Raw genomic sequence first — 14,182 nt, forward strand, 5'->3', positions numbered from 1 at the left:
CCCGCGCACCAGGACGTCTGTGGCCACCTGCTTTTCGACATTACCCAAAGCGCATAGTAGACTGAGCGTTCGATCATGAGCAGCCAACCCATCACGAAATTGCCCACCGCAGCCCCGCGCGATGCGAGCGAGCTTTATTTCAATCGCGAGCTGAGCTGGCTGGCGTTTAACGAACGCGTGCTGGCCGAGGCCTCGAACGGGAATTATCCGCTGCTCGAGCGGCTGCGTTTCCTCGCCATATCGGGCAGCAACCTTGATGAGTTCGTGATGATCCGCGTGGCTGGCCTGGCGGGCCAGGTGCAGCGCGGAATTGACCGCCTTTCGATCGACGGGCGCACTCCGCAGCAGCAATTGATTGCGGTGCGCGAGAGGGTTGCCCAGCTATCCCTGCGTCAGCAGCAGGTATGGAGCGAGTTGCACGGCCTGCTGGGTCAGGCTGGAATTTACGTCGCAGATGATCACTTCGTAAAACCCGAGGCATATTCGTGGCTGAAGGAATATTTCCTTGAAGAAATCCTGCCGGTCATCACCCCGCAGGCGCTAGATCCGGCGCACCCGTTCCCCTTTGTTGCCAATCGCGGGCTTGGACTGCTGTTCACGCTCACGCGAGAGAGTGACGGAGAGCAACTGATCGAGATGGTGCTGATCCCGCCCGCGCTGCCGCGTTTCGTGCGCGTGCCGGGCGAGGAGGCGTGTTACATCAGCATCACAAATGTAATCTGCCGCTTCGCCGAACATGTATTTCCGGGCTTTGCGATAGAAGGCGACGGACTGTTTCGTGTGCTGCGCGATAGCGATATCGAGATTGAAGAAGAGGCTGAAGATCTTGTTCGCACTTTCCGCAGTGCGATCCAGCGCCGCCGCCGGGGCACGGTGATCCAGCTAGAGCTGGAGCAGGATTTTGATCCGGTGGCAGAGCAGATACTGCTCGAACAATTGGGCGTAAGCGATGCGCTGGTGCTCAAGAGCGCAGGTGTGATCGGGCTTGAGAGGCTGAGCGAGATCGTGGAAATCGATCGGCCCGATCTGAAGTTCGAAAGCTATACCCCGCGTTATCCCGAGCGGATTCGCGAACACGACGGCGATTGCTTCTCGGCCATCCGAGAAAAGGATATCGTGATCCACCACCCCTATGAAAGCTTCGAAGTGGTGGTCGATTTCCTGCGCCAGGCGGCGAGCGATCCTGACGTGGTGGCGATCAAGCAAATGCTCTATCGTGCCGGCAATCAGTCTGCGATCATCAGTGCGCTGATTGCGGCGGCGGAAGAGGGTAAATCGGTCACTGCGGTAGTCGAAATCAAGGCCCGCTTCGACGAAGAGCAGAACCTGATGTGGGCCTCGCAGCTTGAGCGCGCAGGCGTGCAGGTGATCTACGGCTTTGTCGACTGGAAAACCCATGCAAAGGTGGCGATGGTGGTGCGGCGCGAGGAAGATGGCTTTCGCACCTATTGCCACTTCGGCACCGGCAATTACCATCCGGTGACCGCGCGTACATACACCGACCTGAGCTTCTTTACCGCTGCCCCGGAATTCGGGCGCGATGCGGCCAAGCTGTTCAATTTCGTGAGCGGTTATGTCGAGCCGCGCGGCACCGAAGCGCTGGTGATCTCGCCGCTCAATCTGCGTGCCGAGATCAATGCGGCGATCGACCGCGAAATTGCCCATGCGCGCAGCGGCAAGCCTGCGGCGATCTGGATCAAATGCAATCAGGTGACTGACCAGGCGATAATCGACAAGCTCTATGACGCCAGCGGGGCTGGGGTCGAGATCGAGCTGGTGGTGCGCGGGATCTGTTGCCTTCGGCCCGGTGTCGAGGGCGTGAGCGAGAACATCCGCGTGAAATCGATTATCGGGCGTTTTCTTGAGCACGGCCGAATCTATGCCTTCGCCAATGGCGAGGCGATGCCGAGCAGCGCGGCCCTGGTCTATATTTCGTCGGCTGACCTGATGGAGCGTAATCTTGACCGGCGGGTCGAGACCTTCATTCCGATCCGCAACCACACCGTGCATGACCAGGTTTTGCAGCAGGTGCTGCTCGCGAATATGCTGGATACCGAACAGAGCTGGCTGCTGGGGGCCGACGGGGGGTATTTGCGCATGGTGTCGAAAGACAGGTCATTCAATTGCCACCACTATTTCATGACCAATCCCTCGCTTTCGGGGCGGGGCGAGGCGCTTGATCCCGATGCCGTGCCCAAGCTTTCATTGCGCAAGGTGCGCCCAGCATGATCGCACGGCGGCGGCGGGACCGGGCGGGGAGTTTTTCGGGCAATGTCGCCGAACGCGCGATAATCGATATCGGTTCGAATTCGGTGCGTCTGGTGGTTTATGGCGGCACCATGCGCGCGCCAGTTGTGGTGCTGAACGAGAAGGTGGTCGCCCAGCTCGGGCGCGAAATCGCGGCCACCGGGCTCCTGCCTGCAGACTCGATCGAGTTGGCCATGCGCGGGCTGAAGCGCTTTGCCCTGCTGCTTGAGGATCTGGGTGTCCAGGATGTCGAGACTGTGGCGACCGCCGCCGTGCGCGAGGCCGACAATGGCCCGGAGTTTCTGGAACATGTGCGTGCACTGGGCTTTGAGCCGCGCCTGCTTTCGGGCGAGGAGGAAGCCGGCGTCAGCGCCAGCGGAGTGATCGGTGCCTTTCCCGGCGCGCAAGGCGTTGTAGCGGATCTTGGTGGAGGTAGCCTGGAGCTGGTCCGAATCGCCGATGGAATGTGCGACACTGCAACCTCGCTGCCGCTTGGCACATTGCGGCTGAACGAATATCGCGGCGAGGGCGAAACCAAGCCAGGCGGTATGCGCAAACGGCTTGGCATGGCGCTCAAGCAGGGCGGCTGGGGCAATCCGACCGATGGGTCGCTTTATCTTGTCGGTGGCACATGGCGTGCGCTCGCGGTTTACGCGATGGAAGAGCGCAATTATCCGCTGTCAGACCCGCATGCCTTCGAACTTGATGCACACGAAGCGGCACTGCTGGCGAGGCGAGTAGCGCGCGCGGCGCCCGAAATGCTGGCCTCAATTCCGCGCCTGACGTTGAACCGTGCGGATGTTCTGCCCGATGCTGCGGTATTGTTGCAGGCCTTGCTCAATCAGCTCGCCCCGACCCGCGTCGTGTTTTCGTCATGGGGTCTGCGCGAAGGATTGCTTTACGTGCGGCTCGAACCGCACCAGAAGGCACAGGACCCGCTGTTGGCCGGCATGGCGCACTTTGTTGGCCATCGCGGTGCGCCGCCCCAGCTCGCGGCGCGCATTGCCGGGTGGACGGTCGAGGCGGTGCCGACCGGTGAGACTGGCAGTGAACGGGTGCGGCTGGCGGCTACCATGCTGGCGCTGGCGTCGATCCAGATTGAGCCCAACCTCAGGGTCGAGCAGGCGATCGACTGGGCGCTGCACAAGCGCTGGATCGCGATTGATCCGGTCGGCCGCGCGCAAATGGCGGCCACTTCGGCGGCCAATGGCAACCAGCTCGGCATGCCCAAGTCGCTCACCAAGCTGGCCTCTGCCGAAGCGCTTGAAGAGGCGATCTGCTGGGGCCTTGCGATCCGGCTTGCGCGCCGGGTGGGCGCGCGTTCGCGCAAGTCTTTCCAGGTCAGCCGGTTGATGCGTGACGGGGGACGCTTGGTGTTGCGGCTGCAGGAAAGCCACCGCGACCTCTACGGTATCACGGTCGAGAGAGACCTCGCCCTGCTGGCCGAACGGCTAAGGCTTGAGCCGGCGGTCGAGATCGTGGCGGAAGACATGGTGTGGGATAGCGATGAGGCTGACGCGCGTTTCAGCCTCGCCAAATAGCGCCGTTCAGGCGTTGCGGCTGGTAGTGGCGAAAGGCGAGAAATCGGTTTCGGTATCGTAGAGGTCGATTCCCTCCCGCCGCTTGAGGGTGCCCACCACCAGATAGGTAACGGGCGTCAGCAGCGCTTCCCATGCGGTCTTGATCAACCATTGCGAGAGCACCACCTGCGCCAGTGTCTCGGGCGGCCAGCCGGCCAGGCCCCAGAAGGCGAGCGGATAGAAGATCAGGCTGTCCAATCCCTGCCCCACCACGGTTGAGCCGATCGTGCGCATCCACAGGAAGCGCCCGCTGGTCCAAACCTTCATCTTGGCCAGGACATAGGAATTGGCGAATTCGCCCACCCAGAAAGCGGTCATGGAGGCAAGCACGATGCGCCAGCTATTGCCGAACACGGCTTCATAGGCACCCTGATGCGGCCACCCGTCAGCAGGCGGAAGCGACACGACCACCCAGGCCATGAAGGCCATGAATAGCAGCGCGCCAAAACCGGTCCAGATCACGCGCCGCGCACGGGCATAGCCGTACACCTCGGTCAGCACGTCGCCGATGATGTAGCTGATCGGGAAGAACAGCACGCCTGCACCGAAAATCCAGCTCTCGCCGCCGGGCAGCGGGATATAGCTCGGCTTGCTAGCCCCGATCAGGTTGGAGAGCAGCAGGATCGCGACAAACGCCGCCATTACCAGATCGTAATAGCGGAAGGCTTGCGGCGCGTGGCTGGTGGCGACCGGGATTTGCGATTTTTCCATTGCGGGGATGACTAACGGCATTTGAACCGGGGGGAAAGCACGCTAATGCGGGTCCCGGCGCGCGCCCGTAGCTCATCTGGATAGAGCGCGAGACTTCTAATCTTGAGGTAGCAGGTTCGAGTCCTGCCGGGCGCGCCAGCCATCAGGCATCCCGCAGGGGTGCGTGGTGGCTGATGTGTTCGCGGGCTCGAACAGAGTTCGGAATCGGAGCGCCGCAGGCGCGAAGATGAACGAGCCGCGTAGCGGCGAGGACAGTCCTGCCGGGCGCGCCAGCCATCAGGCATCCTGCCGCACTGCCGCCCGATTGCGCCGCTACCCCCGCATAACGCTATCGAGCGGCTCGCCCGTCACCGGATAGCCAAGGTCCTCGCCGATATTGAGCCAGGTCTTTCCGTCCACATCGTCCATGAAAGGCGTGATCGTGCGCACCGGAATGGCTTCGGCTTGCGCGCGCGCTTCCTCGAAGCTGCCGAACAGTGCGAGCCGCTCCAGATTGCGGCGGGTCGGAAAGATCAGCTTGATCTCTCCCCGTTCGGCCGCATCGAGCGCGCCCTGCGCCGTGGTCCAGAACAGATGGGTGTTTTCCGACAGGTCGGCTTCGATCTGGACCGCGCCGGTGCCCAGGTTGGCGAGGTAGAAGCGTGTGTCATAGACGCGCGGAATGCGCTCGTTCTTGGGAAACCAGCGCGCGAAGGGCGTCAGCTGCGCCAGATCAAGCTCCCAGCCGAAATGCTCCAGCACCGGTGTCAATTGGCCCGTCTCGTGCAGGAATGCCCGCGCGGCGTGTGCCCTGGCTGCATCGATTTCACCCGCAAGCCCGATCGCAAGGCCGGTTTCTTCCAGCGTTTCGCGCACCGCCGCCACCTGATGCGCCGCTTCGTCAGGATCGAGTTCACCGCCAATTTGCGCCCCCAGCTCGAAATCGGCGGGGTCAACCCGCCCGCCCGGGAACACAGCCATGCCGCCCGCGAACACCATCTCGCGCGAGCGGATGGTCATGAGGATTTCAGGCGGTTGACCTTCCTCGCCATTGCGGAAGATTATGACAGTGGCGGCTGGAATGCCGCTGGGTGATGGATCTGCTGGCGCGCTCATTGCCGAGCATAAGAGCGCAGCGGCAAGCAATTGCCAATCACCAAATATGCGAGCCTGTCGGAAAATTTGACAAACGCGGCATGGTTATCGTGGGCGTTAACCATCGGACTCTGGATGAAAGCGCCGTTTTCTGAAACTGGCACACCTTGTGCTGAGGGAAGAGTACCCGAAACAGTCTTCGATGAATGAGGCAGCGCCACCTGGTCTCCCCGGCGCAGCCTCCCCGAACAGGAAAAGCCGCCCCACTGGTACCCCCGGGGCGGCTTTTTTGTTCCAGGGATGGGCGTGCAGAAACTAAGAAGTTTTCGCGACCTGCTTTTCGTCGAGCAGCTGTTGCAATTCACCAGCCTCGAACATTTCCATCATGATGTCGCTGCCGCCAACGAATTCGCCCTTCACATAAAGCTGCGGGATGGTCGGCCATTCGGAAAAGGCCTTGATCCCCTGGCGGACTTCCATGTCCTGCAGCACGTCGACGCCTTCATAGGCGATGCCGCAATGGTCCAGGATCGCCACGGCGCGGCTGGAAAAGCCGCATTGCGGGAACAGCGGCGTGCCCTTCATGAACAGCACGACATCATTGTCATTAACGAGGGTAGAGATTCGGGCGTTGACGTCAGACATATAATCAAAACCTGGAGTTGGTGTGCGTGGTCAGCCTGAAGTGGGGACGGCTGTGGTCAGTTGCAAGGCGTGCAGCACGCCGCCCATGCGCCCGTCCAATGCCTCGTAAACCATCTTGTGCTGCTGGACCCTGGTCTTGCCCGCGAACTGCGGGGCGGTGACCTTGGCTGCCCAATGGTCATTGTCGCCGGCAAGATCGGTCATTTCCACCGCCGCCCCGGGCAGTGCGGTGGTAATCATGTCTTCGATTTCAGCGGCAGACATCGGCATCGGGTCAGGCTCCGCTCATCAGCTGGCGGCGAGCCTCGATATTTTTCTCTTCCAGCTTGCTGCGAATGTCGGCTTCGCTGACATCGCAGCCTGCGCCGGTCAGATCTCCCAGGACCTTGCGGATCACGTCCTCATCCCCTGCTTCTTCGAAATCGGCCTGCACAACCGCTTTCTTGTAGGCGTCGGTTTCCTCGTCCGTGAGGCCCATCAGGCCCGCGGCCCATTCACCCAGCAGCCGATTGCGGCGCGCCGCGATCTTGAAGGCGGTTTCCTCGTCGAATGCAAACTTGGCTTCCTCGCCGCGCTCGCGATCCCTGAAATCGGTCATCTGTGCAGTCCCTTTGGGGTTTGAGTTCTATCTGGAAATAGGGCGCGCAAGCCGTGGCGGCAAGCCGCTTCAGTCCATGGTGACCACAAGCTTGCCTACCGCCTGGCGGCTTTCGAGCTTGGCAATGGCGTCGCCGCCGCGCTCGAGCGGGAAGGTTTCGGAAACCAGCGGATCAATCTTGCCATCCTTCAGCATCTGGAACAACTCCTCCACCTGCTGGCGGAATTTGATCGGCTCGCGCGCCGTGAACGCGCCCCAGAAAACGCCTGCAATATCGCAGCTTTTAAGCAGCGTCAGGTTGAGCGGCATCTTGGCGATGCCCGCCGGGAAACCGACCACCAGAAACTTGCCCTCCCAGGCGATGGCGCGCAGCGCAGGTTCGGAATATTGCCCCCCCACGATGTCATAGACGATGTTCGCGCCTTCAGGGCCGCAAGCTTCCTTGAAGGCATTGGCAAGCGCCTTTGAAGCGTCCTTGTCCATCTCGCCCTTGGGATAGATCACCACTTCGTCAGCGCCCGCCTTGCGCGCAACCTCGCCTTTTTCCTCGGAGGATACGGCCGCGACTACGCGCGCACCGAAAGCCTTGGCAAGTTCGACTGCGGAAAGGCCCACGCCGCCAGCAGCCCCCAGAATCAGCACGGTATCGCCTGCCTTGATATGGCCGCGATCCTTCAAGCCATGGATTGTGGTGCCATAGGTCATCAGCAGGCTGGCGGCCTTTTCGAACGGCACGCCATCGGGGATGGGGAACATCCGGCCGGCGGGCACCACTACCTTTTCGGCCAGCCCGCCATTGCCGATCCCGGCCATCACCTTGTCGCCGACCTTGAAATCTTCGATCCCTTCGCCGACGGCTTCGATCACTCCGGCGATCTCGCCTCCGGGGGCATAGGGGCGCTGGGGTTTGAACTGGTAAAGATCGCGGATCATCAGCGTATCGGGAAAGTTTATGGCACAGGCCTTGACCGCAACCAGCACCTCACCTTTGCCGGGGGAGGGGACCTCCACTTCATCAAGCGTCAGGGTTTCCGGCCCACCAATTGCGTGGGTTCTGAGGGCTTTCATGCGCTAATCTCCGTTCCTCTCTCGATCCAGGGCATGTCGCGGCCCCGGCGTTGTTCATATGCCGCAATCGCTTCATCGCGCGCCAGCGTCAGGCCGATTTCATCGAGCCCGCCCATCAGGCAGTGCTTGCGGAAGGGATCGATCTCGAAGGTGAAGCGATCCTGAAACGGCGTCGTCACCGTCTGGTTCTCAAGGTCAATCGTTATCTCGTCGGTCTCGGCGACTTCCATCAGCCGGTCGACCGCATCCTGCGGCAACACCACGGTGAGAATGCCGTTCTTGAACGCATTGCCCGAGAATATGTCGGAAAAGCTTGGGGCGATCACTGCCTTGATGCCCAGATCGCCCAGCGCCCAGGCCGCGTGTTCGCGGCTCGATCCGCAACCGAAATTGTCGCCCGCGATCAGGATCGGCGAACCCTTGTAGTGTGGGTCGTCGAAGACATTGCCTTGCTGCGCGCGGATGCTTTCGAAGGCGCCCCGGCCAAGGCCTTCGCGGGTGATGGTCTTGAGCCATTCGGCAGGAATGATCACGTCCGTATCGATATTCTTCGCGCCAAAGGGATAGGCGCGCCCCTCGATCTCTTTGACCGGCTCCATTACTTTGCCGACTCTGGAAACGCTGGCAATCGATCCAGGTGACGCGCGTCGTGCTGGATAATCACAGTCGCATCAAGCGACTTGGCGATTGCGTTGAAGCGTTCCATCGAAGCAAGTGTATCCGCGCGGTTGGTGTTGAATTGGGGTACGCCACGGTTCGTAACCTGCTCTTCGAAATGATAGAGATCACCGGTCAGCAGGACGTCGCCCTTCTCGGGCAGGCGGACCAAAAGGCTTGTGTGGCCCGGCGTATGACCCGGCATCGCCTTGATCAGTACCGATCCGTCATCGAAGACGTCATGGTCCTGCCCGATGGCGGTAACCGGTGCGGCCTCTTCGCTCAGCCACGGAGCGAAAGGGCGAGGATCGACAAGCGGATTGGGCTCTGGCGTGGCCTTGACCACTTCCCAGTCGGCAGCACCGATCAGCAAGGTTGCTTCGGGGAAGTCTGCCAGCTGGCCGGTATGGTCGAAGTGGTAGTGGCTGGCTGCTGCGTAGGTGACATCTGCGGGGCTGATGCCCAGTTGGGCAAGCTGATCGGTGATTGTCCGCTCCAGCGAGACGGTGAACGCACCATCGGTAAAGCTCGTGCCCAACAATTGCGATGACAGGCCCGTATCCCACAAGAGGTACTGCCCCCCGTTGCGGATCAGATAGCAGCTTACGGTCAGAGTCCGCGGCTGTCCGTCGTAAAGATGCGCGTCGGAAAACGATTCGGAATCGCTCAAATCGATGGTGCCGCAATCAAGCCGCCACATCTCGAGATCGGGGGTGTCTTGCGCCGCGAGTGGCGCGGAGAGAGCGGCTGCAAAGATCGTGGCAAGAAATCTCTTCATCATCGTATCCCCCTACTTGCGCCAAGCGTTCAATCGGTCTCCGGATTTTCGCCCGATGGAATGGTGGGCTTGGGCTCGTCCTTCTTCTTGCGCTTGCTGGCATAAAGCAATGCAGCGGCGATGGCTGCGGAACCGATTGCGGCAGCGCCCAGGGCTGCCTTGCCTTTGTTCGATTTGGTCATGGTTTCTCTATGGTGTCGGTATCGCTTGGGGGCAAGGGATCATGCGGTGAACTGGCGCACATCGGCGAGATGGCCGGCAACCGCCGCCGCTGCTGCCATGGCAGGCGAGAGCAGGTGCGTGCGCGCACCCGGCCCCTGGCGGCCGACGAAGTTGCGGTTGGAGGTGGAGGCGCAGCGCTCGCCCGGCGGGACCTTGTCGGGATTCATGCCAAGGCAGGCCGAACAGCCCGGCTCGCGCCATTCGAACCCGGCGTCGAGAAATATCTTGTCGAGCCCCTCTTCCTCGGCCTGCGCTTTTACCAGGCCCGATCCCGGCACCACGATCGCCCAGCGCACGTTAGGTGCCTTTGTGCGCCCTTTCAGTACCGCTGCAGCAGCGCGCAAATCCTCGATCCGGCTGTTGGTGCAACTGCCGATAAAGATGTTCTCGATCGCAATATCCTGCATCGCCAAGCCCGGCGTAAGCCCCATATATTCAAGGCTTTTTTGAGCGGCCGTCTGCTTTGAAGGGTCGGCAAAGCTGGCCGGATCGGGCACCACACCGCCAATCGCCACCGTGTCCTCGGGGCTGGTGCCCCAGGTGACAGTCGGCTCGACCTTGCTGGCGTCAATAGTGACCGACTTGTCGAAAACTGCGCCTTCATCGGTACTTAGCGTCTTCCACCAGGCAAGCGCGGCATCCCATTCCTCGCCCTTGGGAGCCAAGGGCCGGCCCTTGATATAGGCAAAGGTTGTCTCGTCCGGCGCGATCAGACCCGCGCGCGCCCCGCCTTCGATGCTCATGTTGCAGACGGTCAGGCGTTCCTCGACGCTCATCGCCTCGAAAACCGAACCGCGATACTCGATCACATGGCCCGTGCCGCCGGCCGCGCCGATGGTGCCGATGATGTGGAGGATGAGGTCTTTCGCGGTGACGCCCGGGCCAAGCGAGCCATCGACCCGAACCTCCATCGTCTTTGAACGCTTCAATTGCAGCGTCTGTGTCGCGAGCACATGCTCGACTTCGCTGGTGCCGATGCCAAAGGCGAGGGCGCCCAGCCCGCCGTGACAGGCGGTGTGCGAATCCCCGCAGACGATCGTTGTGCCCGGCAGCGAGAAGCCCTGCTCTGGCCCGACGACATGGACGATCCCCTGCGTCGCTGCGGCCGCGTCGATGTAACGAATTCCGAAAGCCGGCGCATTGGCTTCGAGCGCGGCAAGCTGCTGCGCGCTCATCGGGTCGGCGATCGGGATGCGCTTCCCGCTCGCGTCCAGGCGCGGGGTGGTCGGCAAATTGTGATCGGGCACAGCCAGAGTGAGATCTGGGCGGCGCACTTTGCGCCCACTCATCCGCAATGCTTCGAACGCCTGCGGGCTGGTCACCTCATGCACAAGATGCCGGTCGATGTAGATCAGCGAGGTGCCGTCATCGCGGGTTTCGACAACATGTGCGTCCCAGATCTTCTCGTATAACGTGCGCGGGTTGCTGGCCATGGGTTCCTGCTCTTTCAACGGCGCGATTAGCGGCCAATCGGCAACACTGGCAAGCCAGTTGAGCGCCACGAATTGAATAGTCATGGAAAGGAAAGCTTTGCATACCTAACTAACATGCATGTCAGCACAACCCTTTACCTTTCCGATCAAGGTCGCCCCTGAAGATATCGACTTCATGGGCCATGTGAACAATGCCCGCTATCTCAACTGGGTGCAGGACGCCGTCCTGGCGCATTGGAACAAGCTGGCCCCGGCCGAAGAGGTGGCAGACAAGGCCTGGGTCGCGCTCAAGCATGAGATCACCTATCGCCGGCCCGCCTTCCTCGAGGACGATGTTATTGCACAGACCGTGCTCGAACATTTCCAGGGTGCGCGCGCATTCTATCACACCGTGATCCGCCGCGGCGAGGAAGTCCTGGCCGAGGTCAAATCGAGCTGGTGCTGCATCGATGCCCAGACTTTGCGCCCGGCGCGGATCGGCGAGCATTTACGCAGCTTCTTTTTCCCGGACGGCTGATCGGCTATAAGCCTTGCCATGCCCCACTGGTTGATCCCATTCGTCATTATCCTCGCCACGGTCGTGGCGATGGAATGGGTCGCATGGGCATCGCACAAGTATATCATGCACGGCTTCGGCTGGGGGTGGCACCGTGACCACCACGAACCGCACGACAAGGCGCTGGAGAAGAACGATCTATTCGCGATTGTTGGTGCCGCGATGAGCATTTCCATGTTTGCCGTTGGCTCGCCCATGGTGATGGGGGCGCAGGCGTGGTGGCCGGGCACATGGATCGGGCTGGGTATCCTGATCTACGGCATCATCTACACACTGGTGCACGATGGCCTGGTCCATCAGCGCTATTTCCGCTGGGTGCCCAAGCGCGGTTATGCCAAGCGACTGGTGCAGGCACACAAGCTGCACCATGCGACGATCGGCAAGGAGGGTGGGGTGAGTTTCGGCTTTGTCTTTGCGCGCGATCCAGCGAAATTGAAGGCCGAGCTCAAGTTGCAGCGCGAAGCAGGCATAGCCGTCGTGCGAGGGGCGGCAGACACCTGATCACTCGTTGCGTGTCCAGATCCAGCTTCCCGAGATCAGCAGAATTGCCAGCGAAAGGAACACCCACGGCGCACCCAGCGTAAGCCAGGTGAAGCCGACCCCTGCAGTAAGTGCGCCCAGCGCCATCACCTTGGCGCGGCGGTTGATCGCGCGGCGTTCACGCCAGTCCAGGACCTGCGGCCCCCAATGCGGGTGATCGAGGATCTTCTTTTCCCACGCAGGGTTGCTGCGGGCAAAGCAGAAAACCGCGATCAACAGGAATGGCACAGTCGGCAAGATCGGCAGGAACGCGCCCACCGCAGCCAGCGCGACCGAGGCAATCCCTCCTGCCAGATAGAACCCGCGCATATCAGCCCGCAGCAATGCGCGCGGCATGCTCGCGTACCAGAGCGATCATATTGGGCACGCCTTGTGTGCGGTTGGAGGAAAGCTGGTTCCTGAGGTCGAACGGCTCAAGTGCCGCAGTAACATCGAGCCTGGCGATCTCACTCGCTGGCTTGTCCTGAACGGCAGAGATTACCAGCGCGACGATCCCCTTGGTGATTGCGGCGTTGCTGTCAGCCAGGAAATGCAGCTTGCCGTTCTGCTCGGTGGGATAGACCCAAACGCTGGCCGAACAGCCGCGCACCAGCGTTGCATCGGTTTTCAGCGCATCGGGCATTTCGTCGAGTTCACGGCCAAGTTCAATCAGCAGGCGATAGCGTTCATCGCCTTCAAGGAACTCGTATTCTTCAAGGATATCGGACAGGGATCGCAAGTGTTCAATACTCGTCATTGCGAGCGGAGCGAAGCAATCCAGGGTCTTGCGCGCATCCGCTCATGGATTGCTTCGTCGCTGCGCTCCTCGCAATGACGATCTCCGGGGATGCTGCACATGTAGGCGGCCCTGATTACAAATCCACCCCGCTGGCGATGGCTTCCAGCTTCTTGATGCGTTCCTTGAGGTCCGCAATCTCGATCCTTGCCGCGCTGTTGCCCACGCCGCCTTCGATTTCGCGCGGCGCAATGTCGAGCTCTTGCTGCTTCAATGCCAACCAGCCTTGCCAGGCCTTGAGCAGCGCAAAGGCGACCACGCACAGGCCCACCAGCGATGCGGCGGCGATAATCATTGTCGGTTCAAACATGCCCTCATGCCCTCCTTGAACCCTTGGCCCTACCTGTCCTGCTTGCCATGATGGTCGCGCAGGCCTTCGATTTCTTCAGCGATCCGGCGCGTCTCGCGCGCGTCGACCGAATTTCCGTCAGTGGCTATGCGTTCGAGTACCTGGATACGTTCGCGCAGGCTTTCCACTTCATCCTGTAGTTCGGCCTCGCGGGCGCTTGATTGGCCCTGGTCATGATAACCAGGCCGGTCGCTGCCGCGGTAGCGCGAGCGCATGACGCCGGCGACTGCGGCTATCAGCACGATCAGGACTATGGCACTCCACATGGTCATTGTGCGGCTTCCCGTTGCTGGGGCAGCATATCGTGTTTCTCGGCATCACGCAGTCGATTGATTTCATGCGTCAAATGGTATCCGCTATCGGTCACGATCCCTTCCACATTGGCGAGCCGGTTTTTGATCGATCCGAGTTCTGCGTGCAGCTGCGCGTTTTCCTGTGTCAGACGCTTGACCCGATCTTCGGATTCGGTGTTTTTGGGATAGACGGCCTTGCCCCAGCTGTTTTCCAGTGGGTAGCCGTGCTTGACCCGGATGAAAGTGTTGATCACCCAGGCAATCGACATGGCGACTGCGCCGACGCCAATCGCGGGGGCCAATACTTCAAGCATTGCCGCGTCCATTATGCGCGCTCCCGTTTGGCCATGCCCAGCGGCACGCCGCTGTCATGCTCGTCCACACGGCGCGTGTCGCGCAGTGCTTCGATCTGCGTGGCAACATCATAGCCTTTGTCAGTGACGATGCGTTCGAGCACCTGCACGCGGTCTTCGAGCCGCTGAACCTGCGAAGCATATTGCGCCGCGCGTTCGGCCGTATTCTCGGCGGTAGTACTGACCTGCAATTCGGCGATCTTCTGCTGGTGCTTGGTCCAGACAATGAAGCTGACCATCAGGAAAGGTGCTAGCGGTACCAGTATCCAGATGATGTCTTCCATAACTCTATTCCCCGTTCCC

Annotated in this window: 20 protein-coding genes and 1 tRNA gene; 5 read left to right on the top strand and 16 right to left on the bottom strand. The window is 61.1% G+C overall.

All coding sequences use genetic code 11. The features are described from left to right. Nucleotides 1-75 precede the first annotated feature (75 nt). The gene (locus ACX2DJ_RS12390; RefSeq protein WP_462573011.1) at nucleotides 76-2,229 is read left to right on the top strand and encodes an RNA degradosome polyphosphate kinase; all 2,154 of its coding nucleotides are present in this window, start codon (nucleotides 76-78) and stop codon (nucleotides 2,227-2,229) included. After that, nucleotides 2,226-3,788 carry a Ppx/GppA phosphatase family protein gene (locus ACX2DJ_RS12395; protein ID WP_462573013.1) on the top strand — a complete coding sequence of 521 codons (1,563 nt, stop codon included), beginning with the start codon at nucleotides 2,226-2,228 and terminating at the stop codon, nucleotides 3,786-3,788. The genes ACX2DJ_RS12390 and ACX2DJ_RS12395 overlap by 4 nt, the downstream gene beginning before the upstream one ends. Nucleotides 3,789-3,794: 6 nt before the next feature. On the opposite strand, the gene ACX2DJ_RS12400 is transcribed toward ACX2DJ_RS12395, so the two are convergent. Next, entirely contained in the window at nucleotides 3,795-4,538 is a 744-nt protein-coding gene (locus ACX2DJ_RS12400; protein ID WP_462573014.1) for a queuosine precursor transporter, read from the bottom strand. A 61-nt stretch (nucleotides 4,539-4,599) separates the two neighbouring features. Here ACX2DJ_RS12400 and ACX2DJ_RS12405 point away from each other — a divergent pair. Next, nucleotides 4,600-4,676, top strand: a tRNA-Arg gene (locus tag ACX2DJ_RS12405). 174 nt (nucleotides 4,677-4,850) lie between these two features. Here the strand turns inward: ACX2DJ_RS12405 and ACX2DJ_RS12410 are convergent. The 9 genes from ACX2DJ_RS12410 to leuC all read right to left on the bottom strand — a co-directional run bounded on the left by ACX2DJ_RS12410 (nucleotide 4,851) and on the right by leuC (nucleotide 11,013). Further along, nucleotides 4,851-5,633 carry an NUDIX hydrolase gene (locus ACX2DJ_RS12410; protein ID WP_462573015.1) on the bottom strand — a complete coding sequence of 261 codons (783 nt, stop codon included), beginning with the start codon at nucleotides 5,631-5,633 and terminating at the stop codon, nucleotides 4,851-4,853. A 294-nt stretch (nucleotides 5,634-5,927) separates the two neighbouring features. Further along, nucleotides 5,928-6,257, bottom strand: a complete 330-nt coding sequence (gene grxD / locus ACX2DJ_RS12415) for a Grx4 family monothiol glutaredoxin (protein ID WP_462573016.1) — start codon at nucleotides 6,255-6,257, stop codon at nucleotides 5,928-5,930. A gap of 30 nt (nucleotides 6,258-6,287) precedes the next feature. Next, a complete protein-coding gene (locus tag ACX2DJ_RS12420; RefSeq protein WP_462573017.1) occupies nucleotides 6,288-6,527 on the bottom strand; it encodes a BolA/IbaG family iron-sulfur metabolism protein in 240 nt (79 codons plus the stop codon). A 4-nt stretch (nucleotides 6,528-6,531) separates the two neighbouring features. Then, a complete protein-coding gene (locus ACX2DJ_RS12425) occupies nucleotides 6,532-6,855 on the bottom strand; it encodes a DUF1476 domain-containing protein (protein WP_462573019.1) in 324 nt (107 codons plus the stop codon). A 69-nt stretch (nucleotides 6,856-6,924) separates the two neighbouring features. Beyond that, on the bottom strand, nucleotides 6,925-7,923 hold the full coding sequence (locus tag ACX2DJ_RS12430; protein WP_462573021.1) for an NADPH:quinone oxidoreductase family protein: 999 nt from the start codon (nucleotides 7,921-7,923) through the stop codon (nucleotides 6,925-6,927). After that, on the bottom strand, nucleotides 7,920-8,522 hold the full coding sequence (gene leuD / locus ACX2DJ_RS12435) for a 3-isopropylmalate dehydratase small subunit (protein WP_462573022.1): 603 nt from the start codon (nucleotides 8,520-8,522) through the stop codon (nucleotides 7,920-7,922). The genes ACX2DJ_RS12430 and leuD overlap by 4 nt, the downstream gene beginning before the upstream one ends. Then, nucleotides 8,522-9,361: an N-acyl homoserine lactonase family protein gene (locus ACX2DJ_RS12440; RefSeq protein ID WP_462573023.1), complete on the bottom strand. Its 840-nt coding sequence runs from the start codon at nucleotides 9,359-9,361 to the stop codon at nucleotides 8,522-8,524. Before ACX2DJ_RS12440 ends, leuD begins: the two co-directional genes overlap by 1 nt. Nucleotides 9,362-9,387: 26 nt before the next feature. Beyond that, nucleotides 9,388-9,540: an isopropylmalate isomerase gene (locus tag ACX2DJ_RS12445; protein ID WP_462573025.1), complete on the bottom strand. Its 153-nt coding sequence runs from the start codon at nucleotides 9,538-9,540 to the stop codon at nucleotides 9,388-9,390. Nucleotides 9,541-9,579: 39 nt separating this feature from the next. Further along, nucleotides 9,580-11,013 (bottom strand): 3-isopropylmalate dehydratase large subunit, encoded by a 1,434-nt coding sequence (gene leuC, locus ACX2DJ_RS12450; protein WP_462573090.1) that lies wholly within the window; start codon nucleotides 11,011-11,013, stop codon nucleotides 9,580-9,582. A gap of 118 nt (nucleotides 11,014-11,131) precedes the next feature. On the opposite strand from leuC, the gene ACX2DJ_RS12455 reads away from it, so the two are divergent. Beyond that, complete coding sequence (locus ACX2DJ_RS12455; protein WP_462573027.1) at nucleotides 11,132-11,530, top strand: acyl-CoA thioesterase; 399 nt, start codon at nucleotides 11,132-11,134, stop codon at nucleotides 11,528-11,530. A gap of 30 nt (nucleotides 11,531-11,560) precedes the next feature. Beyond that, nucleotides 11,561-12,070, top strand: a complete 510-nt coding sequence (locus ACX2DJ_RS12460; RefSeq protein WP_462573028.1) for a sterol desaturase family protein — start codon at nucleotides 11,561-11,563, stop codon at nucleotides 12,068-12,070. Here the strand turns inward: ACX2DJ_RS12460 and ACX2DJ_RS12465 are convergent, their stop codons facing one another. From ACX2DJ_RS12465 to ACX2DJ_RS12490, 6 genes are all read right to left on the bottom strand, one after another. Then, nucleotides 12,071-12,445, bottom strand: a complete 375-nt coding sequence (locus ACX2DJ_RS12465) for a YbaN family protein (protein ID WP_462573030.1) — start codon at nucleotides 12,443-12,445, stop codon at nucleotides 12,071-12,073. It abuts the gene before it with no gap. Beyond that, a complete protein-coding gene (locus tag ACX2DJ_RS12470; protein ID WP_462573091.1) occupies nucleotides 12,420-12,827 on the bottom strand; it encodes a SufE family protein in 408 nt (135 codons plus the stop codon). Before ACX2DJ_RS12470 ends, ACX2DJ_RS12465 begins: the two co-directional genes overlap by 26 nt. Nucleotides 12,828-12,960: 133 nt before the next feature. Beyond that, the gene (locus tag ACX2DJ_RS12475) at nucleotides 12,961-13,194 is read right to left on the bottom strand and encodes a hypothetical protein (protein ID WP_462573032.1); all 234 of its coding nucleotides are present in this window, start codon (nucleotides 13,192-13,194) and stop codon (nucleotides 12,961-12,963) included. 29 nt (nucleotides 13,195-13,223) lie between these two features. Further along, nucleotides 13,224-13,505, bottom strand: a complete 282-nt coding sequence (locus ACX2DJ_RS12480; protein ID WP_462573033.1) for a hypothetical protein — start codon at nucleotides 13,503-13,505, stop codon at nucleotides 13,224-13,226. Beyond that, a complete protein-coding gene (locus tag ACX2DJ_RS12485) occupies nucleotides 13,502-13,852 on the bottom strand; it encodes a hypothetical protein (protein WP_462573035.1) in 351 nt (116 codons plus the stop codon). The genes ACX2DJ_RS12480 and ACX2DJ_RS12485 overlap by 4 nt, the downstream gene beginning before the upstream one ends. After that, complete coding sequence (locus ACX2DJ_RS12490) at nucleotides 13,852-14,163, bottom strand: hypothetical protein (RefSeq protein ID WP_462573037.1); 312 nt, start codon at nucleotides 14,161-14,163, stop codon at nucleotides 13,852-13,854. Before ACX2DJ_RS12490 ends, ACX2DJ_RS12485 begins: the two co-directional genes overlap by 1 nt. Nucleotides 14,164-14,182: the final 19 nt, after the last annotated feature.

This window comes from Altererythrobacter chaiwopuensis (genome assembly GCF_054957755.1).

Excerpts from the sequence above, each read along its gene's own strand:
- ACX2DJ_RS12395 (WP_462573013.1), top strand. The coding sequence starts at position 2,226 with ATGATCGCACGGCGGCGGCGGGACCGGGCGGGGAGTTTTTCGGGCAAT.
- ACX2DJ_RS12420 (WP_462573017.1), bottom strand. The coding sequence starts at position 6,527 with ATGCCGATGTCTGCCGCTGAAATCGAAGACATGATTACCACCGCACTG.
- leuC (WP_462573090.1), bottom strand. The coding sequence starts at position 11,013 with ATGGCCAGCAACCCGCGCACGTTATACGAGAAGATCTGGGACGCACAT.
- ACX2DJ_RS12490 (WP_462573037.1), bottom strand. The coding sequence starts at position 14,163 with ATGGAAGACATCATCTGGATACTGGTACCGCTAGCACCTTTCCTGATG.
- ACX2DJ_RS12400 (WP_462573014.1), bottom strand. The coding sequence starts at position 4,538 with ATGGAAAAATCGCAAATCCCGGTCGCCACCAGCCACGCGCCGCAAGCC.
- ACX2DJ_RS12390 (WP_462573011.1), top strand. The coding sequence starts at position 76 with ATGAGCAGCCAACCCATCACGAAATTGCCCACCGCAGCCCCGCGCGAT.
- grxD (WP_462573016.1), bottom strand. The coding sequence starts at position 6,257 with ATGTCTGACGTCAACGCCCGAATCTCTACCCTCGTTAATGACAATGAT.
- ACX2DJ_RS12425 (WP_462573019.1), bottom strand. The coding sequence starts at position 6,855 with ATGACCGATTTCAGGGATCGCGAGCGCGGCGAGGAAGCCAAGTTTGCA.
- ACX2DJ_RS12475 (WP_462573032.1), bottom strand. The coding sequence starts at position 13,194 with ATGTTTGAACCGACAATGATTATCGCCGCCGCATCGCTGGTGGGCCTG.
- ACX2DJ_RS12440 (WP_462573023.1), bottom strand. The coding sequence starts at position 9,361 with ATGATGAAGAGATTTCTTGCCACGATCTTTGCAGCCGCTCTCTCCGCG.
- ACX2DJ_RS12465 (WP_462573030.1), bottom strand. The coding sequence starts at position 12,445 with ATGCCGCGCGCATTGCTGCGGGCTGATATGCGCGGGTTCTATCTGGCA.
- ACX2DJ_RS12455 (WP_462573027.1), top strand. The coding sequence starts at position 11,132 with ATGTCAGCACAACCCTTTACCTTTCCGATCAAGGTCGCCCCTGAAGAT.
- leuD (WP_462573022.1), bottom strand. The coding sequence starts at position 8,522 with ATGGAGCCGGTCAAAGAGATCGAGGGGCGCGCCTATCCCTTTGGCGCG.
- ACX2DJ_RS12430 (WP_462573021.1), bottom strand. The coding sequence starts at position 7,923 with ATGAAAGCCCTCAGAACCCACGCAATTGGTGGGCCGGAAACCCTGACG.
- ACX2DJ_RS12410 (WP_462573015.1), bottom strand. The coding sequence starts at position 5,633 with ATGAGCGCGCCAGCAGATCCATCACCCAGCGGCATTCCAGCCGCCACT.
- ACX2DJ_RS12445 (WP_462573025.1), bottom strand. The coding sequence starts at position 9,540 with ATGACCAAATCGAACAAAGGCAAGGCAGCCCTGGGCGCTGCCGCAATC.
- ACX2DJ_RS12485 (WP_462573035.1), bottom strand. The coding sequence starts at position 13,852 with ATGGACGCGGCAATGCTTGAAGTATTGGCCCCCGCGATTGGCGTCGGC.
- ACX2DJ_RS12480 (WP_462573033.1), bottom strand. The coding sequence starts at position 13,505 with ATGACCATGTGGAGTGCCATAGTCCTGATCGTGCTGATAGCCGCAGTC.